General features: G+C 60.5%; 20 protein-coding genes. 11 read left to right on the top strand and 9 right to left on the bottom strand.

All coding sequences use genetic code 11. The features are described 5' to 3' along the window. Positions 1-91: 91 nt before the first annotated feature. Entirely contained in the window at positions 92-2,290 is a 2,199-nt protein-coding gene (locus E4O98_RS19990) for an OsmC domain/YcaO domain-containing protein (RefSeq protein ID WP_032880895.1), read from the bottom strand. Positions 2,291-2,469: 179 nt separating this feature from the next. Between E4O98_RS19990 and E4O98_RS19985 the strand changes: the two genes are divergently transcribed. Beyond that, a complete protein-coding gene (locus E4O98_RS19985; RefSeq protein WP_032880893.1) occupies positions 2,470-3,030 on the top strand; it encodes a cysteine hydrolase family protein in 561 nt (186 codons plus the stop codon). 14 nt (positions 3,031-3,044) lie between these two features. Then, the gene (locus E4O98_RS19980) at positions 3,045-4,097 is read left to right on the top strand and encodes an FAD-binding oxidoreductase (protein ID WP_248136074.1); all 1,053 of its coding nucleotides are present in this window, start codon (positions 3,045-3,047) and stop codon (positions 4,095-4,097) included. A gap of 14 nt (positions 4,098-4,111) precedes the next feature. On the opposite strand, the gene E4O98_RS19975 is transcribed toward E4O98_RS19980, so the two are convergent. Both E4O98_RS19975 and E4O98_RS19970 read right to left on the bottom strand, forming a co-directional pair. After that, positions 4,112-4,909, bottom strand: coding sequence for a DNA polymerase III subunit beta (locus tag E4O98_RS19975; protein WP_078821254.1), 798 nt, complete (start codon positions 4,907-4,909; stop codon positions 4,112-4,114). Next, the gene (locus E4O98_RS19970; protein WP_248136072.1) at positions 4,906-5,154 is read right to left on the bottom strand and encodes an AAA family ATPase; all 249 of its coding nucleotides are present in this window, start codon (positions 5,152-5,154) and stop codon (positions 4,906-4,908) included. The genes E4O98_RS19975 and E4O98_RS19970 overlap by 4 nt, the downstream gene beginning before the upstream one ends. A 188-nt stretch (positions 5,155-5,342) precedes the next feature. Here E4O98_RS19970 and E4O98_RS19965 point away from each other — a divergent pair, with 188 nt between their 5' ends. Beyond that, positions 5,343-5,768 carry a DUF2231 domain-containing protein gene (locus E4O98_RS19965; protein ID WP_248136070.1) on the top strand — a complete coding sequence of 142 codons (426 nt, stop codon included), beginning with the start codon at positions 5,343-5,345 and terminating at the stop codon, positions 5,766-5,768. Next, entirely contained in the window at positions 5,765-7,057 is a 1,293-nt protein-coding gene (locus E4O98_RS19960; protein WP_032880887.1) for a sorbosone dehydrogenase family protein, read from the top strand. Before E4O98_RS19965 ends, E4O98_RS19960 begins: the two co-directional genes overlap by 4 nt. Before the next feature lie 30 nt (positions 7,058-7,087). On the opposite strand, the gene E4O98_RS19955 is transcribed toward E4O98_RS19960, so the two are convergent. Then, positions 7,088-7,996, bottom strand: coding sequence for a LysR substrate-binding domain-containing protein (locus E4O98_RS19955; protein ID WP_148853947.1), 909 nt, complete (start codon positions 7,994-7,996; stop codon positions 7,088-7,090). Between the two features lie 92 nt (positions 7,997-8,088). On the opposite strand from E4O98_RS19955, the gene E4O98_RS19950 reads away from it, so the two are divergent. Then, on the top strand, positions 8,089-9,072 hold the full coding sequence (locus tag E4O98_RS19950; RefSeq protein ID WP_228308430.1) for a DMT family transporter: 984 nt from the start codon (positions 8,089-8,091) through the stop codon (positions 9,070-9,072). Further along, a complete protein-coding gene (locus tag E4O98_RS19945) occupies positions 9,069-9,929 on the top strand; it encodes an alpha/beta hydrolase (RefSeq protein ID WP_248136068.1) in 861 nt (286 codons plus the stop codon). Before E4O98_RS19950 ends, E4O98_RS19945 begins: the two co-directional genes overlap by 4 nt. Here E4O98_RS19945 and E4O98_RS19940 read toward each other — a convergent pair. Further along, entirely contained in the window at positions 9,916-11,319 is a 1,404-nt protein-coding gene (locus E4O98_RS19940; protein ID WP_248136066.1) for an MFS transporter, read from the bottom strand. The two genes, E4O98_RS19945 and E4O98_RS19940, sit on opposite strands and share 14 nt — an antisense overlap. A 144-nt stretch (positions 11,320-11,463) precedes the next feature. Further along, positions 11,464-11,994: a GNAT family N-acetyltransferase gene (locus E4O98_RS19935; protein WP_032880880.1), complete on the bottom strand. Its 531-nt coding sequence runs from the start codon at positions 11,992-11,994 to the stop codon at positions 11,464-11,466. A gap of 380 nt (positions 11,995-12,374) precedes the next feature. Between E4O98_RS19935 and proP the strand changes: the two genes are divergently transcribed. Continuing rightward, positions 12,375-13,877, top strand: a complete 1,503-nt coding sequence (gene proP / locus E4O98_RS19930) for a glycine betaine/L-proline transporter ProP (protein WP_005787944.1) — start codon at positions 12,375-12,377, stop codon at positions 13,875-13,877. Positions 13,878-13,929: 52 nt separating this feature from the next. Next, positions 13,930-14,430, top strand: a complete 501-nt coding sequence (locus E4O98_RS19925) for a GAF domain-containing protein (protein ID WP_032880879.1) — start codon at positions 13,930-13,932, stop codon at positions 14,428-14,430. On the opposite strand, the gene E4O98_RS19920 is transcribed toward E4O98_RS19925, so the two are convergent. Continuing rightward, a complete protein-coding gene (locus E4O98_RS19920) occupies positions 14,408-15,328 on the bottom strand; it encodes an AraC family transcriptional regulator (protein WP_248136064.1) in 921 nt (306 codons plus the stop codon). The genes E4O98_RS19925 and E4O98_RS19920 overlap by 23 nt on opposite strands. A 169-nt stretch (positions 15,329-15,497) precedes the next feature. Between E4O98_RS19920 and E4O98_RS19915 the strand changes: the two genes are divergently transcribed. Then, positions 15,498-16,685: an MFS transporter gene (locus tag E4O98_RS19915; RefSeq protein ID WP_032880876.1), complete on the top strand. Its 1,188-nt coding sequence runs from the start codon at positions 15,498-15,500 to the stop codon at positions 16,683-16,685. On the opposite strand, the gene E4O98_RS19910 is transcribed toward E4O98_RS19915, so the two are convergent. Beyond that, positions 16,678-17,499: a helix-turn-helix transcriptional regulator gene (locus E4O98_RS19910; RefSeq protein ID WP_032880875.1), complete on the bottom strand. Its 822-nt coding sequence runs from the start codon at positions 17,497-17,499 to the stop codon at positions 16,678-16,680. The genes E4O98_RS19915 and E4O98_RS19910 overlap by 8 nt on opposite strands. Before the next feature lie 96 nt (positions 17,500-17,595). Here E4O98_RS19910 and E4O98_RS19905 point away from each other — a divergent pair, with 96 nt between their 5' ends. After that, positions 17,596-18,807 carry an MFS transporter gene (locus tag E4O98_RS19905; protein WP_078821240.1) on the top strand — a complete coding sequence of 404 codons (1,212 nt, stop codon included), beginning with the start codon at positions 17,596-17,598 and terminating at the stop codon, positions 18,805-18,807. 491 nt (positions 18,808-19,298) lie between these two features. Here the strand turns inward: E4O98_RS19905 and E4O98_RS19900 are convergent, their stop codons facing one another. Beyond that, positions 19,299-19,607: a DUF2834 domain-containing protein gene (locus E4O98_RS19900; RefSeq protein ID WP_078821239.1), complete on the bottom strand. Its 309-nt coding sequence runs from the start codon at positions 19,605-19,607 to the stop codon at positions 19,299-19,301. A 110-nt stretch (positions 19,608-19,717) separates the two neighbouring features. Here E4O98_RS19900 and E4O98_RS19895 point away from each other — a divergent pair, with 110 nt between their 5' ends. Continuing rightward, a complete protein-coding gene (locus tag E4O98_RS19895; protein ID WP_248136062.1) occupies positions 19,718-21,427 on the top strand; it encodes an amidase in 1,710 nt (569 codons plus the stop codon). The last annotated feature ends 46 nt before the right edge of the window (positions 21,428-21,473 follow it).

The following is a 21,473-nucleotide window of genomic DNA, read 5'->3' as shown; positions in this document are numbered from 1 at the left end:
CTCCCGATAGCAGGGTGTCAGTCACTGTATTTGTTGACTGATACACCGCTATCGGGAGCAAGCCCCCTCCCACATTAAATCAACTGCGTAATCAGCCTTGGGTGATGTTGGCTCGTGCACTGTGCAGCTTCTTGTAGCTGTCGATCAAGCGCAGATGCCGGTCCAGCCCTTCGAGCTTCATGCTGGTCGGCGTCAACCCGTAGAACCGAACACTGCCGTCGACCGAGCCGATCACCGCGTCCATGCGCTCATTGCCGAACATGCGCCGGAAGTTGGCCTCGTAGTCGGCCAGCTCCAGGTCGTCATCCAGCTCCATCTCCAGCACCGCGTTCATCGCCTGGTAAAACAGGCCACGCTCGACAGTGTTGTCGTTGTACTGCAGGAACATCTCCACGCATTCCTTGGCTTCTTCATACTGCTTGAGGGCCAGGAATATCAGCAGTTTCAGCTCAAGGATGGTCAACTGGCCCCACGCGGTGTTGTCGTCGAACTCGATGCCGATCAGGGTGGTGATGTCGGTGTAGTCGTCCAGCTCGCTTTCAATCAGGCGTTCGACCAAGGCTTGCAGCTCGTCCTCGTTGAGGCGATGCAGGTTGAGGATGTCTTCGCGAAAGAACAGCGCCTTGTTGGTGTTATCCCAGATCAGGTCGTCCACCGGGTAGATTTCCGAATAGTCCGGCACCAGGATGCGGCAGGCGGTGGCGCCCAGGTGTTCGTACACCGCCATGTAGCACTCCTTGCCCATGCCTTCAAGAATGCCGAACAGCGTCGCGGCTTCTTGGGCGTTAGAGTCTTCACCGTGGCCCGAGAAGTCCCACTCGACGAACTCGTAATCCGACTGGGCGCTGAAGAAGCGCCACGACACTACGCCGCTGGAGTCGATAAAGTGCTCGACGAAATTGTTCGGCTCGGTCACCGCCTGGCCTTCGAAGGTCGGCTGCGGCAGATCGTTCAAGCCTTCGAAGCTGCGGCCTTGCAGCAGCTCGGTGAGGCTGCGCTCCAGCGCCACTTCCAGGCTCGGGTGCGCGCCAAAGGAGGCAAACACGCCACCGGTGCGCGGGTTCATCAAGGTCACGCACATCACCGGAAATTCACCGCCCAGGGATGCATCCTTGACCAGCACCGGGAAACCCTGGGCCTCCAGCCCCTCAATACCGGCGAGGATGCCAGGGTATTTGGCCAACACTTCGGCAGGTACATCCGGCAGGGCGAATTCGCCTTCAATGATTTCGCGCTTCACCGCCCGCTCGAAAATCTCCGACAGGCACTGCACCTGAGCTTCGGCCAGGGTGTTGCCGGCACTCATGCCGTTGCTCAGGTAGAGGTTTTCGATCAGGTTGGACGGGAAATACACCACTTCACCATCGGACTGGCGCACGAACGGCAGCGAGACAATGCCTCGGGCTTCATTGCCCGAGTTGGTGTCGAACAGGTGCGAACCGCGCAACTCGCCCTCGCGGTTGTAGATCTTCAGGCAGTAGGCATCGAGGATTTCACTCGGCAACTCATCGTCCGGGCCCGGCTGAAACCAGCGCTCATCCGGATAATGCACGAACGGCGCATTGGCCAGCTCTTCGCCCCAGAACTGGTCGTTGTAGAAGAAGTTGCAGTTGAGCCGCTCGATAAACTCGCCCAGCGCCGACGCCAGTGCGCCCTCCTTCGTCGCGCCCTTGCCGTTGGTAAAGCACATCGGCGAATGCGCATCGCGCACATGCAGCGACCAGACATTGGGCACGATATTGCGCCACGAGGCGATCTCGATCTTCATGCCTAGCCCGGCGAGGATGCCGGACATGTTGGCGATGGTCTGCTCCAGCGGTAGGTCCTTGCCAGCAATGTAGGTGCCCGCCTCGGACGTGGAATTGGGCATCAACAACGCCTGGGCGTCGGCGTCGAGATTTTCCACCTGCTCAATCACGAACTCCGGCCCGGCCTGCACCACTTTCTTCACGGTGCAACGGTCGATGGAACGCAGGATGCCCTGGCGGTCCTTGTCCGAGATGTCCGCCGGCAGCTCGACCTGGATCTTGAAAATCTGGTTGTAGCGGTTTTCCGGGTCGACGATGTTGTTCTGCGACAGGCGAATATTCTCCGTGGGAATATTGCGCGTCTGGCAGTACAACTTCACAAAGTACGCCGCACACAACGCCGACGAAGCCAGGAAGTAATCGAATGGCCCCGGTGCCGACCCATCGCCCTTGTAGCGGATGGGCTGGTCGGCAATGACCGTGAAGTCATCGAACTTGGCTTCAAGCCGAAGGTTGTCGAGAAAGTTGACCTTAATTTCCATGCGGGCACACCAGAATAACGAGCTAAACAAATTGGCGGCCATTATGAAGCGTTTCGCCGGGAAGTCTCAGGGTTTTGCGTGTGGGTTGCCGATCGGTGGTAACGTCCAACCGACCTGTAGGAGCGAGCAAGCCCGCTCCCACACTTGAATCGCGATACTCATCCCTACAAGGACAGGCCATGGAACCGATATCGACGAACGCTGCACTGGTGATCATTGATATGCAGAGAGGCATGGCCGATCCCGCCCTGGGCCGCCGCAACAACCCAGACGCCGAACTGCGCATACAACAGTTGCTCAATGCCTGGCGACAGGCGCAACGCCCGATCGTCCATGTGCGGCATATCTCCCGCTCTCCCGGCTCGGTGTTCTGGCCAGGCCAACCAGGCTGTGAATTCCAAGACACGCTGCAACCCCTGGGTCACGAGCATGTGGTGGAAAAAAATGTACCGGATGCCTTCATCGCCACGGGCCTGGAACGCTGGCTGCACATGCGCTCGATCAAACAACTGGTGATCGTAGGCGTCATCACTAATAACTCAGTGGAGGCCACCGCACGCTCTGGGGGCAACTTGGGGTTCGACGTAATCGTGGCGGCGGATGCCTGTTTTACTTTCGATCAAACCGACTTGTCGGGACGCCTGTGGCTCGCCGAAGACGTGCACGCGTTATCGCTCAGTAACCTCGCGATGGACTATGCCAGGGTGCTCCAAAGCGGTGAAATCCTCACCCATTGTTAACAGAGAGGGCGGACATGAATCAGGGCAAGCGCATTGTGGTCATTGGCGCCGGTATCGTCGGGGCTTCACTGGCCTATCACCTGGCCGGCAAGGGTGCGAAGGTGACGGTGGTCGATGCCGGTGACGTTGCTTGCGGGGTCACGGCTACTTCGTTTGCCTGGATAAACACTACCTGCGACGCACCCGACCCCATCGCCTCATTGCGCAGTGCTGCGATTGACGCGTATCACCGCCTGGAACATGAGTTGCCCGACGTGAAGATACGCTGGACGGGCGCCCTGTGTTACGGCCCAAACATTCAACCCAGGGCGAACTCACGGATCACTCGTGAGCGTATCCAGGCACTTGAGCCGCAGTTGAAAAACCCGCCTGAATTCGCTCAATTCAAAGCCGAAGAAGGCGCACTGGACGCTGTACAAACCACCCATGCGTTAATAGCCGCCGCCCAGGCCCTCGGTGCCAGGCTGCTGACACACAACCCAGTGCTGGGCTTCAGCAGGCAGGGTTCGCAGGTCACCGGCGTTGAAACCAGCCGGGGCGTCATCCATGCCGACAGGGTGGTGCTCGCAGCCGGAACGGGCACGGCAGCACTGACAAGCCTGCTGGGTTTGCCCTTGCCGATAGACGCCTCGCCAGCGATTTTCATCCGCTACAGCGCCCCGCCCGGGATTGTGCACACGCTCATTTCCAACCCTGAAATGGAAGTACGCGAAAGTGCAGAGGGTATTTGGCTGGCAGCCGAAGACTACCTTGGCAACGCCCCGGAACATCAGCCCGCCGCCATCGCCCGCCGCACCGCCCTGGCCATTGCCGGTGAGCTTGAGGGCGTCACTTCCATCCAGCCACAACTGGCGTGCGTCGGGCTCAGGCCCATCCCCGTCGATGGCCTGCCGATCATTGGCGAGTTGCCGAGTGCCAACGGTGTGTATGTCTGCGTGATGCATCCAGGCGTGACACTTGCGGCCATCGTGGGGCAGTTGGTCAGTGAAGAGATCATGGAGAGCATAACGTCCCCTGCCCTGGCGCCTTGCCGACCCGAGCGCTTTTTCAATCCTGAAATGAGTTAGACGATTCCGGGCGCTCACGCATTCGATTGATTCCTGTCTCCAGCCGCTGAAACCATCCAACTTAAAAATGCGCGCAATCGCGTGCTGAACGTCTCGCACTCGGCGCTTGGGTTGCGTGCTTCAAACAGGAAATAGGCAATGTGTACGCGCATCGAGGGGTAATGCTCAACGAATAGCGCGACGTATTCTTCCAGCGTATGCGGCCACATCCGTGCTTCTTTTGGGCGCAGGGTATGGGTGGCGCGGATCAAGGCCCGCGAAGCTTCCCGCTGCAAGCGATGGCGTATGTGTTCAGTGCTGGCCTGTTCGATGCGCACCAGGTAGCCGGTGAGCGCCTGCTCGAAATCACCATTGACCGCCAAGGCGATAGCCCGGGACGGGCGAAACGCTTCGAAGTGCTGTGACAGGTCTTCGCCCCAGACACAACGGCAATGATGTTTGAGCCAGAAGCCCCAACTGTTTCGGTTTTCATGTGCCAAGACTTGAGCACGATGACCGATGTCGAAATCGATCTTGGTGACTTGCCGATGCCGTTGCTCCAAGGCGATTCGAGCCGCCTCCAATTGCTCAAGCACGGGCGCATCCGGTGGTTCGATCAGTATCAGCGTGAGATCCAAGTCGCAAATCCCGACCTCGGCCTGGCCCCGTGCGACGCTGCCATACAGGTAAATCCCGTGCAGCCCCAACGCGGGCTGGGACAGGGTGGCGCAGATATCCACCAGCACGGGCTTGAATTCGGGTTGTATAGGCGCATCGGCGACGGTGAGGATAAAGCCGTCGGCATCGATACCCGCAGGTTGTTGGGTGCTCATGGCCGATGCACCTTGATCACCAGCCCTTCTTCTTCACTCGGCACGCAGAAGTGGCGAGTGATCAGGTCGAACTCGGCGTCGGTCGCGGCAAAGTCATGCTCACCCCGGACGTTACGCTCATTCAGGCGGGCGCGGCAGCAGTGGTCTTCGCTGAGCACAATGGCCGCGTGCTCGGCAGCCAGGGTTTTGGCGAGCGTGGACTTGCCGGAGGCGATCTTGCCGCACAACAGATGCAGGGTTGGCATAAAACGATTCCTTGTTGGGGCCAAGCAGGATGAGTCATGGAGCTGGCGTCGTAAACACATCCAGGTACATCTGCCAGGAAACATCTCCACCTCTCAATGAACTTTCTGACAAATGACAGGCTCCTTTCCTATGCGAAGTCAGCGCGCCCTGAGTCCAGGGTGCAGAACGATAAGGAGCCGCCACCGACATGACTACCCCACCCACCTACCCCGTCGTCAGACCTGGCCCGCTGCATGGGACCTTACTGGCCGGCACCGTGCCGTTGTTTCTCGGCGCCTTGCTCAGTGATATCGCCTACGGCCAGAGTTACCAGATCCAATGGGCCAACTTCGCCTCCTGGCTGATCGCCGGGGCGCTGGTCTTCTGTGGTTTTGCCCTGTTGTTTGCGCTGGTCAACCTGGTGCGTGCCGAACACAAGGGCGGGCGCCCCGTGGCGTATTTCCTGCTGTTGCTGGCTACTTGGGTACTCGGGCTGATCAATGCCTTCCAACACGCCAAGGACGCGTACGCCATGATGCCCACCGGCCTGGTGCTGTCGGCGATTGTCACCGCCCTGGCGATCATCGCCACCTGGATCGGCTTGACCAACCTGCGCTCAGGAGCTGCCCGATGAAACCACTCAACACATTGACCGTGCTTAGCGCTGCCCTGTTGCTGAGTGCCTGTGGCGGCGAAGGTGACAAGACCCAGGCCCGCGGCCCCGATCCCAAGCTGCCCGAACAACAAAGCAGCCTGCTGCCGAGCATGAAGATCGCCGAGCCCACGCCTTGGGGCGAACAAAAGCCCAAGGTGCCCGAAGGCTACAGCGTGACCGCCATCGCCACCGACCTGGCAATCCCCCGCCAAACTCTGGTGTTGCCCAACGGCGACATCCTCGTAGCCGAAGGCCGTGGCGGCAGTGCGGCCAAGCTCAAGCCCAAGGACGTGATTGCCAGCGTGATCAAGGCTCAGGGCAACACCAAGGTCAAAGGCGGCAACCGCATTACCCTGCTGCGCGATGCCGACGGCGACGGCACCTATGAACTCAAGACCGTGTTCGCCGACAACCTCAACGCCCCCTATGGCCTGGCATACGCCGACGGCAAACTCTATGTGGCCAACCAGGACGCGCTGGTGCGTTTCGATTACGCCGACGGCCAGACCAAGGCCAGTGCGCCGCCGGTCAAAGTCACCGACCTGCCGGCGCAGATCAATCACCACTGGACCAAGTCCTTGGCGGTCAGTGATGACGGGCGCCAGCTGTATGTGGGCATCGGCTCCAACAGCAACATCACCGAACGCGGCATGGAAGTGGAGATTGACCGCGCCATGGTCTGGCAGATCGACGCGGCCACTGGCGCGCACAAACCCTACGCTACCGGGCTACGCAACCCCACGGCACTGACCATCCAACCGGGCTCCGGGCAACTGTGGACGGTGGTCAACGAACGCGATGAACTCGGCCCCGACCTGGTGCCGGACTACCTGACGTCAGTGCGCGAAGGTGCCTTCTACGGTTGGCCCTACAGCTACTGGGGCCAGAACGTCGACCCACGCGCACAACCGCAGAACCCAGCCAAAGTAGCCTCGGCGATCAAGCCCGATTACAGCCTGGGTTCCCATGTGGCCGCGCTGGGGGTGGACTTTTCCATCCCGGCCATGGGTGAAAAATTCGCCGAGGGTGTGTTCGTCGGCGAGCACGGCAGTTGGAACCGCGACGCGCCGGTGGGCTACAAGGTGATCTTTGTGCCGTTCAGCAATGGCAAGCCGGCGGGCGAGCCTATCGACTTCGCCACCGGCTTTCGTGGTGACGACGGCAAGACCCGTGGGCGCCCGGTGGGCGTGACGGTGGACCCCAAAGGTGCGTTGATCATTGCCGACGACCTGGCCAATACCCTTTGGCGCGTCACCCGTAATAAATAACCGGGTGTGACAGGGGCGGCGACGCCCCTGTCAGTCGTCCTTGTGCAATTGCGCTTCAAGCCAGGCCAGCAACGCAGCCACCTCCCCCCGACTGCTTGCCCCATGCTGCCTGTACACCGAAATAGCCTCCGGCAGAAACACGCTTTCAGCACAGGGGCGCACCAGTGCCCCACTGTCAATCAGCCTGCTGGCGGTGCGACGCCAGCCCATCGCAACACCGTGCCCTTCCACCGCCGCCTGCAACATCAGCGGGTAGCTGTCGAAGGTGGCACTGCGCGCATCTTTGGCCAACACCCGCCCGAACACCTGCAGCCACTCATCCCACTCCATCAAGTGTGGAGGCTCAGAGCTATGGTGCAAAAAGGTGCACGGCTGTAACTCACCGAGCGGTAACGGCTGCTGCGGGCACAGGTAGGCGGGACTGCACACCGGAAACACTTCATCAGAAGCGGTAAACATCAGCGTATGGGCACCACTGGCGCGCCGGGTACTTTGCAGGGCTACATCGAAGTGGCCCTCGAATTGCGTGATGGGCCGCGTGCAGGTCACCACCTGGATCTCGACCTGCGGGTATTGCTGGTGGAAGGTCGACAGGCGCGGCATCAACCAATAAAACGCCTCGCACAACTGGCACAACAGCACCACCCGATTGCGTTGCGGCGCCGTGCGCAGCTGAGCCGCGCCATCACTGATGCTTTGCAACGCGGCACTGACCACCCGCCCCAATTCACGCCCCTCTTGCGTCAGGAACACCGCACGGTTGCGCCGACTAAAGAGTTTCACCCCCAGGTTATCTTCCAGCCCGCGAATCTGCCGGCTGACAGCCGCCTGGGTGATGTGCAGCTCATCGGCCGCCTTGGAAAAACTCTCCAGGCGCGCAGCGGCTTCAAACGGCAACAGGCTGGCGAGGGGCGGTAAGGTTTTGCCAAGTAGATTCATAATCTGAGGTAATGCATCAAGGGCCGAGAACTCGTTTGTAGCACAGCCGTGCGGCTGGGCACCATGGATCCATTACTTCATGGATCAGCCTGATGAGCACTTCCCAAGCTTCAGTCTTTACCGGCGTGATATGCGCGGTGGTCGCCACCCTTGGCTGGGCACTGAACTTCATTGCGCCCTACGTCACCGGGGCCTACAGCCTCTACGATCTGATGGCTGTGCGCTTTCTGATAGCCGGCGGGCTGGGCATCGTCTGGATGATTGTGTGTCGATCGCAACTGCGGATACTCAGCCATGGCCAGTGCCTGCTCGCGGCACTGCTGGGCGCACTGGGTTGCCTGGGCTACGGCGTATGCATTGCAGGCGGCGTGATCGTCGGCGGCCCGGTGCTGACGCCAGCGTTTGTCGGGATGGTCCCGGTGCTGCTGGCGCTGATAGGCAACGCCAGCGATAAAACCCTGCAGTGGCGTCAACTGGTGATGCCGTTGCTCTGTCTCTCGGTGGGGCTGTTACTGGTCAATATCAGCAGTCTGCACCAGCCCTCTTCGGGCAGCGGCTCCTGGTTGGCCGGTCTGTTTTTTTCTTTGGGCGCCGTCGCCTTATGGATGGCGTTCAGCGTGATCAACCAACAGCAACTGGCGCACCTGCCGGCCAAGGTGACAGGTGTGTGGACCGCCCTGATGCTAGTGGGGGCCGGTGCCGCTGCGCTGATCATCCTCCCGTGGCTATACGTGTTGGGCGTGTTGCGGTTGCCCACCCTTGGCGCTGGCTGGAGCCAGGCATGGCCGCTGTATGCCTGGAGCCTGGTGATCGCCGTGATGTCCACCGTCGTCGGCGCCTGGGCCTGGAACGCCGCGACGCGGCGCCTGCCCATGGTATTGAGCGGCCAGTTGATTGCCCTGGAATCACTCTTCGCCAGCCTGCTGGGCTTGTGGTTTCACCAGCGCTGGCCAACGCCCATGGAAACAGCGGGCCTGGCCGCGGTATTGATCGGCGTAGTAATGGCAGTTCGTATCATCTTGGCGGACGTAAAGACCGTCACAACCCACGATGCTTTAGGGGAGATTCAATCATGACCCACGCGAGTGATGCCTTGGCACTGCGCGAAACTTTCGACTTTCACGGGCAGGCGGTGCGCTGGGGCCAACTCGGTACTCAGGGCCCGGCCTTGGTGATGGTGCATGGCACGCCTTTCTCTGCTCATGTGTGGCGACGCATCGCGCCATTGTTCGCCCAGCACTGTCGAGTGTTCTATTACGACCTGCTCGGCTACGGCCAGTCGCAAAAGGCGCCGGGGCAGGACATCTCCCTCGGCGTGCAAAACACCTTGCTGGCCGCACTGCTTGAACATTGGGGCCTGGAACGTCCTCATCTACTCGCCCATGATTTCGGCGGTGCCACGGCACTGCGCGCGCATCTGCTGGATGGCTGCAACTACGCCAGCCTCACCCTGATCGATCCCGTTGCCCTGGCGCCCTGGGGTTCGCCGCTGATTCAGCATGTGCGTCAGCACGAACGGGCCTTCAGCGATGCGCCGGCATACATCCACGAGGCGATCGTGCGCGCCTATCTTCAGGGCGCCGCTTTCAAGCCGCTGCCTGCCGAGGTATTGCAAGCTTATGTCACGCCCTGGATGGGCGAGATTGGCCAGGCCGCTTTTTACCGACAGATCGTGCAAATGGATCAGCGTTATACCGATGCGATAGAAGATCAACTCGCCAGCGTCCGTTGCCCGGTGCTGTTGCTGTGGGGTGAGGAAGATCGGTGGATCCCGCTGGCGCAAGGCGATGCACTCGCTGGCAGATTGGACGGGGCACGCTACCTGCGTATCCCCCATGCCGGGCATCTGGTGCAAGAAGATGCACCAGAAGCCATCGTTGCCGCGCTGATGGCGTTTCTACGGTTGCCTGAAGCGGCCCCTAAAGATCAGTAATTTCCTTGTGACGGGGCACCAATGCCTTCATCACGCTCCAGGCCACCAGGTAAGCCAGGGCGCAGATGGCAAACATGATCATGTAGCCGGTGTGGATGTCGTTGATGGACTTGTAGTAGTCGAACACCCAACCGCCGATCTTGGTCATGACCACACCGCCCAGGCCCCCTGCCATGCCACCAATGCCGACCACCGAGGCCACGGTTTTCTGCGGGAACATATCGGACACGGTGGTGAAGATATTGCACGACCACGCCTGGTGCGCCGAGGCCCCCACGCCAATCAGCAGCACCGGTACCCAGAAGCTCAGGTAACCCAGAGGCTGTGCCAGCAACACCACCAGCGGGAACAGCGCAATCACCAGCATGGCTTTCATACGCCCGTCATAGGGTGCATCGCCGCGCGCCATGAAGTAGCTCGGGAACCAGCCGCCACCGATGCTGCCGACCATGGTCATGCTGTACAGCACCGCCAGCGGCATGACGATATCCGCGCCTTTCATGCCGTACTGCGCCGACAGGTAGGTGGGCAACCAGAACAGGAAAAACCACCACACACCGTCAGTCATGAACTTGCCAAAGGCGAACGCCCACGTCTGGCGGTAAGTCAGCAGTTTGAACCAGGAGACTTTCTTTGCGTTGGCGCCCGTAGGCTCAGGAGTGAAAGGCTGTACGGTCTGATCGCTGCGGATATAGGCCAGTTCTTCAGCGGACAGTCGTTTTTGCTGTTCCGGTTTTTCGTACACGGCGGCCCAGACTGCCACCCACACAAAGCCCAACATGCCAATGACTATAAATGCCGCTTCCCAACCCCACCAGCCTGCGATCAACGGCACGCAGATCGGCGCCAGGATCGCGCCGACGTTGGCACCGGAGTTGAAGATGCCGGTGGCCAGTGAGCGTTCCTTCTTGGGAAAATATTCAGCGGTGGCCTTGATCGCGATAGGGAAATTACCCGCTTCGCCGATCGCCAACACGGCACGTGACAGCATGAACCCGGCAATCGACACCGGAATCACCGCCAGGCCGACAGCGCTGCTGACCGCCGCAATGCCCTCGCCCATCGGCACCGAAAACGCATGCATGATCGCCCCAGTAGACCAGATGCCGATCGCCACCACATACGCGGCCTTGGTACCGATCTTGTCGACAAACCGCCCGGCAAACAGCATGGCAATCGCGTAGACGAACTGGAACACCGCGGCGATGTTGGCGTAATCGGTGTTGCTCCAGCCAAATTGTGTCGAGAGTTGCGGCGCCAACAGGCTCAGCACCTGACGGTCGAGGTAGTTGACCGTGGTCGCGAAAAACAGCATCGCGCAGATCGTCCAGCGATAGCTGCCGACCGCCTGGCCGACACGATAGGCACTGATGGGCTCGTTCAGATTCATGGCATCACTTTTTTATTTTTGTTAGGTAGGACACATGTAACGTCATATGTCGTCGTACAACTATGGCTTTTATATCGGGACGCCTGCGCAGTGTCAATCTGAACAAGCACCGTTTATCGAGGAATTACGTAAGTACGAAAAACGTCAGGTGCCAGCAGTTGTAGGATGACAAACCCGCAACACCAGGCTGGGAGCTTGGCCAGGTACGTCGTCCAGCAGGCCGAAGGGCTGCATGCCAATCTTCTCCAGTACGCGGATCGACGCGGCATGATCGGGTCGTACCAGACCGAAAACCTCGGGCAAACCCAAGGTTACAAAAGCCAGCTCCAACGCGTCACGGCCCACCTCGGTGGCGTAGCCCTGCCCCCAGGCTTCGACGGCAAAGCGATAACCGAGGTTGATGCGTCGTTGGGTCAGATAGTTAAGCGGTGCAATGCCGCCAAACCCGATGATGTGTTCGGGCGCTTCTTTACGGGCAATCGCCCACCAGCCGTAGCCGTGAGTGGCCCATTGCGCCATCCAGTGAGCCAACAAGCGTTGAGCCGTCGCAAGATCGGGCATGGGCCCGGCCGGGTTGAACAGATTGGTCTGCGGATCACCGAAGATCGCAAACAACCGCTGGACATCGGCCAGTCGTGGTTGGCGGTAGATGAGGCGTGAATAGCGGTTTGGCATACAAATGACGTCTCCATTTGCGGCATGAGCCTGCGAGCGGAGTTTAGCCAATATCGCTATCGTCGCCGCAGTCAGTTAAGCGAACGAAATGCTCAAAGCAGCGACGACCCAATGTGGGAGAGGGCCTGCCCCCGATGGCGGTGAGTCAGTTAATAATAAGCGTCTGGCAGCACTGCTATCGGGGCAAGCCCCCTCCCACATTTAAATTTGGTTGAGGCGTGGATTCGCACGCCGCCGCGAGGGCACTCACACGATATTTTCGCTAATGCGAGAAAAAACACCCGATGCGGTGAATTTTTTCGTGTCCACTTGTATCTGAACTGACAGAGCGGTGCCATCGTAGCGATGGCACCTCCCCGTTCAGCTTTAGAGTGGCCCGCATGAAACTACGGAAAAAACGCGTCAAACCCATCGGCTTGAAAGACATCACCATTGTCGACGACAACAAGATGCGCAAGGCGATCACCGCCGCCGCCCTTGGCAATGCCATGGAATGGTTCGACTTCGGCGTGTATGGCTTTGTCGCCTATGTGCTGGGCAAGGTGTTCTTCCCCGATGCGTCCCCCAGCGTACAAATGATCGCCGCATTGGGTACCTTCTCGGTGCCCTTCCTGATTCGCCCACTGGGCGGTCTGTTCTTCGGTGCCTTGGGAGATAAGTACGGACGGCAAAAAGTCCTCGCTGCCACCATCGTGATCATGTCCCTGAGCACCTTCGCCATCGGCTTGATTCCCGGCTATGCCTCCATTGGCATTTGGGCGCCAATCCTGCTGCTGCTGTGCAAAATGGCCCAGGGCTTCTCGGTAGGCGGCGAATACACCGGTGCGTCAATCTTCGTGGCCGAATACGCCCCGGACCGCAAGCGCGGCTTCCTCGGCAGCTGGCTGGACTTCGGCTCGATTGCCGGTTTCGTCCTCGGCGCGGGTGTGGTGGTACTGATCTCCACCGTGCTCGGCGAAGCGGAATTCGAATCCTGGGGCTGGCGCCTGCCGTTCTTCCTTGCCCTGCCCCTGGGCATCATCGGCCTGTACCTGCGCCACGCACTGGAAGAGACTCCAGCGTTCCAGCAGCATGTCGACAAGCTTGAACAGGGCGACCGCGAAGGCCTGAGCCACGGCCCTAAAGTCTCGTTCAAGGAAATCGCCACCAAACACTGGCGCAGCCTGTTGACCTGCATCGGGATCGTCGCGGCGACCAACGTGACGTACTACATGCTGCTCACCTATATGCCCAGCTACCTGTCGCATAACCTGCACTACGCCGAAAACAGCGGCGTGTTGATCATCATAGCGATCATGGTCGGCATGTTGTTCGTGCAGCCATTCATTGGCTTTGTCAGCGACAAGATCGGCCGCAAGCCGTTCATCATCGCCGGCAGCATCGGCCTGCTGTTTCTGTCGATCCCGGCGTTCATGCTGATCACCAGCGGCAAGACCGGCTTGATCTTCAGCGGCCTGCTGATCCTGGCGATCGTGCTGAACTTCTTTATCGGCGTGATGGCCTCGACCTTGCCAGCAATGTTTCCAACGCACTTGCGCTACAGCGCCCTGGCTAGTGCATTCAACGTCTCGGTGCTGATCGCCGGCGTCACGCCAACCGTCGTCGCCTGGCTGGTGGAAAGCACCAACGACCTGTACATGCCCGCCTATTACCTGATGGTGTTCGCCGTGGTCGGCCTGGTCACGGGCCTGACCATGAAAGAAACCGCCAACAAGCCACTGCGCGGCGCGGCGCCTGCGGCATCCGACATGGAAGAAGCCAAGGAGCTGCTGCAGGAGCATCACGACAACATCGAGCAGAAGATCGAAGACATCGACGCCGAGATTGCCGCGCTGCAAGCCAAGCGTGAAAACCTGGTGCAGCAGCATCCACGGATTAACTAAGACCTGACTGTGCGTGGTCGCGCCAAGCGACCACGCCACTGGAGTGCCCAGCATGGTTTCAAGCGTCACCGCACAATCGTTACTCAGCGCAGACGAACGCGCCGCTATTGCAGAAATCGAAGCGACTACCAACATCCTCAAGCTGGTCACGCGCCTGACCGGGATGAGATTTGCCGGCATTGCCAAATTCACCGACCTGGAATGGGTGGTGTGTTCGGCCTACGACCCTCTGCAAATGGGCATCAATGTCGACGACGTACTCGACCTCGAAACTACCCTGTGCAGTGAGTTCTGCATCGACCCTCAAGCCCTGTTCATCCCGCAGATCAGCCATAACGGCCGCTTTGCCTCGCGCCCGGTGGTCAAGCAATACGCCATCGAAAGCTATGCCGGTGCACCGATCTTTTTACCCGATGGGCGCCTGTTCGGCGCGCTGTGCGCGCTGGACTCACGGGCAATGCTGTTCGATGACCCCAACCTGCCCGAAACCCTGAGCCTGTTTGCGCGGCTGATCGGCTGCATTTTCTACGCTAACCTGGCCCCGGATCAGTAACCCCCGCCCTGCCCCGCAGCGCGACCATGTCGCGCTTGGGTGGCACGCCAAACAAGCGACTGTACTCACGACTGAACTGCGACGGGCTCTCATAGCCCACTTTGAACGCTGCGCTGGACACGTCCTGGTGCTCGTTCAACATCAAGCGCCGCGCCTCATTCAAGCGCAGCCATTTCTGGTACTGCAGCGGGCTCATCGCCGTCAGTTGCCGGAAGTGATGGTGGAAGGTCGCCGCGCTCATTTGCACCCGCGCTGCCAATTCTTCCACGCGTAGCGCCGCATCGAAATTCAATTTCAACCAATCGATAGCCTTGGCAATCCGATAACCCTGCCCGTCCACCGAACAGATCTGGCGCAGGCGGCCAGCCTGGTCGCTTTTCAATAGGCGGTAATGAATCTCACGCTGGATCAACGGGGCGAGCACCGGAATGGCTTCAGGCTCCTCAAGCAACGCGACCAGACGAGCGAATGCGCTGAGCATACCGTCGGTGACCGTACCGATACCCACGCCTTTCAGCACCGCACGCTCTCGGGTTGGCGGCAGATCACCTTGGGCAATCAACTCGGCCAACATGCGCAAGTCCAGTTTGAACGTCAGCCCCAGGCAGGGTTGCTCGGGGCTGGCGACCAGCACCTCCGAGTTGGCCGGAATGTCCAGCGACGTCACCAGAAAGTGCGAGCTGTCGTAGGGGTAACCCTCACCACCGGCCCACAATTGCTTCTGGCCCTGCACCACCAGCACGATGCACGGTTCGACCATGCACACCACAGGCGCGGCCGGTTGTTCACGCCGATAGAACCCCAGCCCGGGAATCGGCATGGGGTAATCGCCGGGCGACGGGGTGCGCGACTCGATGGAGTGCGCGAGGGTTTGCAGGGACGCAGGGTGGATGCTCATAGCGGACTCGTTTGCCTCTTTGCGCAACTTTACTCCCGCACGCCTCGCGAGTCCCAGGTATACCGCGAGACTCAGAGGATCAGGCAAGTAATCTGGCGAATCGAACTATGGAACCTGGGGTTTGATCCGGAAAATGCGCAGGCCATTGACGCATTAACGGGTTTACGCCATGTCTGATACACCTACCAAAAGCAGTTGGGGCGCAGTGCTGGCGATGTCGCTCGCCGCGTTCGCCCTGGTCGCCTCCGAATTCATGCCCGTCAGCCTGCTGACACCGTTGGCCGCCGACCTGCACATCACCGAAGGCCAGGCGGGCCAGGGCATTTCCGTATCCGGGGTGTTTGCCCTGCTCACCAGCCTGGTGATCGCCTCGATCGCTACACAGGTGGACCGCAAGCGCCTGTTGATGGCGTTGACGCTGCTGATGATTATCTCCGGCACCGTGGTAGCGTTCGCGCCCAATTACCTGGTGTTCATGCTCGGTCGAGCCTTGATTGGCGTGGCGATTGGTGGCTTCTGGTCATTGTCGGCGGCCACGGCGATGCGCCTGGTGCCGCAAGCGCAGATACCGCGGGCCCTTGCCATCGTCAACGGCGGCAACGCGCTGGCAACGGTGATCGCTGCGCCGCTGGGCAGCTTTCTGGGCGGGATCATCGGCTGGCGCGGTGCGTTCTTCTGCGTGGTGCCGGTCGCGGTGGTTGCACTGGTATGGCTGCTCGCCAGCCTGCCCGCGCTGAAAAACCAGGGTGAGGCGAAAACCGCCAATGCCTTGCGCCTGATGAAAAACCCCAAGGTGGCCTTGGGCATGTTCGCCGTCAGCGTGTTCTTCATGGGCCAGTTCATGTTGTTCACCTACCTGCGCCCGTTTCTGGAAAGCGTCACGCGGGTTGAGGTGTCTACGCTGTCGTTGATGCTGTTGGTGCTTGGCCTGGCAGGCCTGGCCGGTACGTTTTTGATTGAACGTTTCCTCAAGCACAACCTGTACCCGACACTGATTGCCATCCCGCTGATCATGGCAGGCCTCGCACTTGCGCTGGTGGAATGGGGCCATTCAACGATCATAACCACGCTATTGCTCGGCAGTTGGGGCCTGGTGGCAACCGCCGCACCTGTGGGCTGGTGGACGTGGCTGGCGCAGACCTTGCCCGATGACGCCGAAGCCGGCGGCGGATTGATGGTGGCTATCATCCAATTGGCGATTGCTGCCGGCGCCACCGTCGGCGGCGTGGCGTTCGACCTGAGCGGCTACCAGGCCACCTTTGAACTCAGTGCCGGCTTGCTGGTAGTCGCCACCCTGCTCGCCTGCCTGACGTCACGCCGTGCTGTGCAAGCTCGTGTTATCAGCGGTGCTACCTGAAAAAATGACTCGGCGTCTTGCCAAACTGTTTCTTGAACATGCTTGTAAAGGCGCTGGGGCTTTCGTAACCCAGTTCAAATGCCACGTCGATAATCTTCTGCCCTACCGCTATGCGCTCCAGCGCCAGCAGCAGCCGCGCCTGCTGGCGCCATTGGCCGAAGGTCATGCCGGTTTCCTTGCGAAACAGGCGCTGAATGGTGGTTTGATCCAACCCCAGACGTGCGCTCCAATCGGCGACGGTGGAGGCATCCCCCGGTTCGTCCTGCAACGCCAGGCAAATCTGGCTGAGGCGCGGGTCGGCAGGCTGCGGCAGGGACAGCGGCAAGTCCGGCAGGATCGCCAGTTCGTCGAGGATCAGGTGCATGATCCTGGTATCGCGTGAGTCCTCGGCATACGGCGGCTTCAGGCTGACCGAGGCCTTGATCAGTTCACTCAACAGCGGCGAAACCGTCACCGTCTTCGGCTCGGCTGGCAGGTTCGGGAAGCTGTCCGGGCGCACGAACACGCTGCGCATCTTCAACGTGCCCACGCATCGTAGCGAATGGACTTGCCCGCACGGCATCCAGAAGCCACGGTTGGGTGGCACCGTCCATTGATTCAGCGCCGAATACACCACCATCACCCCGCCAATGGCATAGAGCAGTTGATGCTTGTTGTGGCTGTGTTCCGGGATCACCCAGTTTTCCGGATAATCGGTGGCCGAGCTGATGACGGCCCAATCGCCTTCATCGATCTCTTGGAGAAATTTGTCTAGGGATTTGATTGTTTCGCCCTTTTTGCGATGGTTTATGCCCGAATTTCGCGAGACAGGCATTTTCTTCGAATTTAGCATAGCTTTCGAAACAATTAGAAATGGCTGCCAGCTAAAGTACTGTCTGCCCCTGTTCGCTGCCTTGTATGGAATGCCCGCATGTCGAGCCTCACCGCGACACCCGCCGCTGCCACCACGACACCCCAGGTAAGCCCTCTGGTCATGCGCGTCCTCGGCGCCTGCGCCCTGGCGCATATGATCAATGACCTGATCCAGGCCGTGCTGCCGTCGATCTACCCGATGCTCAAGGCCAACTACGGCCTGAGCTTCACCCAGGTCGGCCTGATCACCCTGACCTTCCAGTTGACCGCCTCCCTGCTGCAACCGTGGATCGGCTATCACACCGACCGCCACCCCAAGCCTTGGCTGTTGCCGGCGGGCATGGTGTGCACCTTGATCGGTATTTTGATGCTGGCGTTTGTCGGCAACTTCCCGGCGATTCTGCTCGCGGCGGGGCTGGTGGGTGTCGGCTCGTCGACCTTCCACCCGGAAACCTCGCGGGTCGCACGCCTGGCGTCCGGTGGGCGCTATGGCCTGGCGCAGTCGACCTTCCAGGTCGGCGGCAACACCGGCAGCGCGTTCGGCCCTTTGCTGGCGGCAGCGATCATCATTCCCTACGGCCAGACCCATATCGCCTGGTTCGGCCTGTTTGCGGTGTTCGCGATCCTGGTGCTGTATGGCTTGAGCCGCTGGTACCGTCACCACCTCAACCTGTTCAAGCTCAAGCAGGGCAGCCAGGCGACCCATGGCTTGTCCAAAGGCCGCGTGACTTTCGCCCTGGTGGTTCTGGCCGTGCTGGTGTTCTCCAAGTATTGGTACATGACCAGCCTGACCAGCTACTTCACCTTCTACCTGATTGAAAAATTCCAGCTGTCGGTGGCCAGCTCGCAGATGTACCTGTTCCTGTTCCTTGGCGCGGTGGCGGTCGGCACCTTCGCCGGGGGCCCGATCGGCGACAAGATCGGCCGCAAGAAAGTCATCTGGTTCTCGATCCTCGGCGCCGCGCCGTTCACCCTCGCCCTGCCCTACGTCGACCTGTTCTGGACCGCCGTACTCAGCGTGGTCATCGGTTTCATCATCGCCTCGGCGTTCTCGGCCATTGTGGTGTTTGCCCAGGAACTGGTGCCGGGCAACGTGGGCATGATCGCTGGGATATTCTTCGGCCTGATGTTCGGTTTCAGCGGGATTGGCGCGGCGTTGCTGGGGTTGCTTGCCGATAACCACGGGATCGAATACGTCTACAAACTGTGCTCGTTCTTGCCGTTGGTGGGCATCTTGACGGTACTGCTGCCTTCGACCAAAGGCGTTTGAACGAAGGCAGGTGAGTATTTACCTGATCAAACTGTGGGAGGAACTTGCGCCCGGTAAGCATAGGTATCTTCACAACTTTGGTGCGACGCCGAAACTGTGGGAGGGGGCTTGCTCCCGATGGCGGCCTCAGGGCCGATCAGGATGCTGGGTCAGACCGAGTACATATCCGTTATTTGGGTAACGGCCACTATTGGTCCCGCTCTTACAGCGGCTCACTTTTGAAAAGCGCAAAATTAAGCAAAACGCTCTTGCCCCACCACTCGGCACCTCGCTTAGGCTCGGTGTGCCCGTAATCCGACAGGTATTTGGGGGGCCGCCGCCACGCGCCATCCATGGCGCGGGGCGGCTAAACCGGCATCCCTGCCGGTTTACCCCCCAAATCCCTGTCGAATTCCGGCCAGCGTGGTTTAACGGGGCGCCTGAGATCAAAAGCAGATCAAGATCAAGAGCGGCTCGCTTCGCATCGTGGTTACTGTCGTTGGCATCTACCGTCAGGTGCGTCGCGAGAACCCATTAACGACGATATACAGCAGCGGCCCTACCGACACGAACACCGCCGTCAACAGGAAATACGGGATCAACGACGCCACGGAGCGCCCTCGTCCGCGCGCGTCCCGGTACATCCACACACACGCCAGCACCGCCATCAAATACAGGTCAATCACCACCTGTGCGGTATCAGGCCGCGACATCAGCTCGCGTCCAAATGCCAGCAGTGATTGCTCGGCCGTGAGCATCGTCGCCGCCGTGTAGAGGGTAAATCCCAGCAGGGCAGCCAGAGCAATATAGGGTCTGTGCATGGTCTCTTCCTTGAAGCGCAATGGTAGTCATCGCGGCCACCTTAGCTGGTTTTGTGAAATATCTGTACGTAGACTGCCGCCATCCCCCCACGTGAAGGCGGCGAAAAAACGTGATGCAAGTTACTGAAGTCTCCATTGCCCAATTGCGCGCTGCGCTTGAAGCCGGGCAGACCACGGCCGTTGAACTGGTCCAGGCATACCTGGCACGGATCGATGCCTACGATGGCCCGCAGACAGCTACGGCGCTGAACGCCGTGGTGGTGCGCAACCCTGACGCCCTGAAAGAAGCCGAGGCGTCGGATGCGCGCCGCGCCAAGGGCCAGACCCTGGGACCGTTGGAGGGTATTCCCTACACGGCCAAGGACAGTTACCTGGTCAAAGGTCTGACGGCCGCATCCGGCAGCCCGGCGTTTGCCAAGCTGGTGGCCCAGCGCGATGCCTTCACCATTGAGCGTCTGCGTGCCGGTGGCGCGATCTGCCTGGGCAAGACCAACATGCCGCCGATGGCCAATGGCGGCATGCAGCGTGGCGTGTATGGCCGCGCCGAAAGCCCTTACAACGCCGACTACCTGACCGCGCCATTTGCGTCCGGTTCTTCCAACGGCGCGGGCACTGCCACCGCCGCCAGCTTTGCAGCGTTTGGCCTGGCTGAAGAAACCTGGTCGAGTGGCCGCGGCCCGGCCTCCAACAATGGTTTGTGTGCCTATACGCCTTCCCGTGGGGTGATTTCGGTACGCGGCAACTGGCCATTGACCCCGACGATGGACGTCGTGGTGCCGTATGCGCGCACCATGGCCGACCTGTTGGAAGTGCTCGACGTCGTGGTGGCCGAAGACCCCGACAAGCGCGGCGACCTGTGGCGCCTGCAACCCTGGGTACCGATCCCCAGCGTCACCTCGGTGCGCCCGGCCTCATACGCCGCACTGGCCACCAGCAGCGAAAGCCTGGCCGGCAAGCGCTTTGGCGTGCCGCGCATGTACATCAATGCCGACCCCGACGCCGGCACCAGCGAAAAACCCGGTATCGGCGGGCCCACCGGGCAAAGGATCACTACCCGCGCCACGGTGATCGAGTTGTGGCAAGCCGCCCGCCAGGCGCTGGAGGCCGCCGGCGCCGAAGTGATCGAGGTGGATTTCCCGCTGGTATCCAACTGCGAAGGCGACCGCCCCGGCGCGCCAACGGTGTTTACCCGTGGCCTGGTGTCCAAGGAGTTCCTCCACGACGAACTGTGGGAGCTGTCTGCCTGGGCCTTCGATGACTTCCTGCGCGCCAACAACGATCCGGCGCTCAACCGCCTGGCGGATGTGGACGGACCAAAGATCTTCCCCCACGACCCCGGCACCCTGCCCAACCGTGAAGACGACCTCGCCGCCGGCATGGATGAATACGTGCGCATGGCCCAACGCGGCATCACACCGTGGGACCAGATCGGTACCGTGCCCGATGGCCTGCGTGGCCTGGAAACAACCCGGCGCCTGGATCTGGAAGACTGGATGGACAACCTCGGCCTCGACGCCGTGCTGTTTCCGACCGTAGCCGATGTAGGCCCGGCCGATGCCGACGTGAACGAAGCGTCTGCCGACATCGCCTGGAGCAACGGCGTGTGGGTGGCCAACGGTAACCTTGCGATTCGCCACCTGGGCGTGCCCACCGTCACCGTGCCGATGGGCGTGATGGCGGATATCGGTATGCCGGTGGGGCTGACGTTTGCCGGGCGTGCTTATGATGATTCGGCGCTGCTGCGCTTTGCCGCAGCGTTTGAAGCCACCGGCAGCAAACGCGTGATACCGCCACGCACACCGCCGCTGCCCAGCGAATAGGTGCAATTCAAATGTGGGAGGTATCTACACAACTTTGCAGTCGCCA

It is taken from the genome of Pseudomonas sp. W2Jun17, assembly GCF_023127795.1.
Lineage (GTDB): Bacteria > Pseudomonadota > Gammaproteobacteria > Pseudomonadales > Pseudomonadaceae > Aquipseudomonas > Aquipseudomonas synxantha_A.
Note: the sequence above shows the minus strand (reverse complement) of the source record. Positions and strands in the feature narration are given on the sequence as shown.

Excerpts from the sequence above, each read along its gene's own strand:
- E4O98_RS19990 (WP_032880895.1), bottom strand. The coding sequence starts at position 2,290 with ATGGAAATTAAGGTCAACTTTCTCGACAACCTTCGGCTTGAAGCCAAG.
- E4O98_RS19985 (WP_032880893.1), top strand. The coding sequence starts at position 2,470 with ATGGAACCGATATCGACGAACGCTGCACTGGTGATCATTGATATGCAG.
- E4O98_RS19980 (WP_248136074.1), top strand. The coding sequence starts at position 3,045 with ATGAATCAGGGCAAGCGCATTGTGGTCATTGGCGCCGGTATCGTCGGG.
- E4O98_RS19975 (WP_078821254.1), bottom strand. The coding sequence starts at position 4,909 with ATGAGCACCCAACAACCTGCGGGTATCGATGCCGACGGCTTTATCCTC.
- E4O98_RS19970 (WP_248136072.1), bottom strand. The coding sequence starts at position 5,154 with ATGCCAACCCTGCATCTGTTGTGCGGCAAGATCGCCTCCGGCAAGTCC.
- E4O98_RS19965 (WP_248136070.1), top strand. The coding sequence starts at position 5,343 with ATGACTACCCCACCCACCTACCCCGTCGTCAGACCTGGCCCGCTGCAT.
- E4O98_RS19960 (WP_032880887.1), top strand. The coding sequence starts at position 5,765 with ATGAAACCACTCAACACATTGACCGTGCTTAGCGCTGCCCTGTTGCTG.
- E4O98_RS19955 (WP_148853947.1), bottom strand. The coding sequence starts at position 7,996 with ATGAATCTACTTGGCAAAACCTTACCGCCCCTCGCCAGCCTGTTGCCG.
- E4O98_RS19950 (WP_228308430.1), top strand. The coding sequence starts at position 8,089 with ATGAGCACTTCCCAAGCTTCAGTCTTTACCGGCGTGATATGCGCGGTG.
- E4O98_RS19945 (WP_248136068.1), top strand. The coding sequence starts at position 9,069 with ATGACCCACGCGAGTGATGCCTTGGCACTGCGCGAAACTTTCGACTTT.
- E4O98_RS19940 (WP_248136066.1), bottom strand. The coding sequence starts at position 11,319 with ATGAATCTGAACGAGCCCATCAGTGCCTATCGTGTCGGCCAGGCGGTC.
- E4O98_RS19935 (WP_032880880.1), bottom strand. The coding sequence starts at position 11,994 with ATGCCAAACCGCTATTCACGCCTCATCTACCGCCAACCACGACTGGCC.
- proP (WP_005787944.1), top strand. The coding sequence starts at position 12,375 with ATGAAACTACGGAAAAAACGCGTCAAACCCATCGGCTTGAAAGACATC.
- E4O98_RS19925 (WP_032880879.1), top strand. The coding sequence starts at position 13,930 with ATGGTTTCAAGCGTCACCGCACAATCGTTACTCAGCGCAGACGAACGC.
- E4O98_RS19920 (WP_248136064.1), bottom strand. The coding sequence starts at position 15,328 with ATGAGCATCCACCCTGCGTCCCTGCAAACCCTCGCGCACTCCATCGAG.
- E4O98_RS19915 (WP_032880876.1), top strand. The coding sequence starts at position 15,498 with ATGTCTGATACACCTACCAAAAGCAGTTGGGGCGCAGTGCTGGCGATG.
- E4O98_RS19910 (WP_032880875.1), bottom strand. The coding sequence starts at position 17,499 with ATGCCTGTCTCGCGAAATTCGGGCATAAACCATCGCAAAAAGGGCGAA.
- E4O98_RS19905 (WP_078821240.1), top strand. The coding sequence starts at position 17,596 with ATGTCGAGCCTCACCGCGACACCCGCCGCTGCCACCACGACACCCCAG.
- E4O98_RS19900 (WP_078821239.1), bottom strand. The coding sequence starts at position 19,607 with ATGCACAGACCCTATATTGCTCTGGCTGCCCTGCTGGGATTTACCCTC.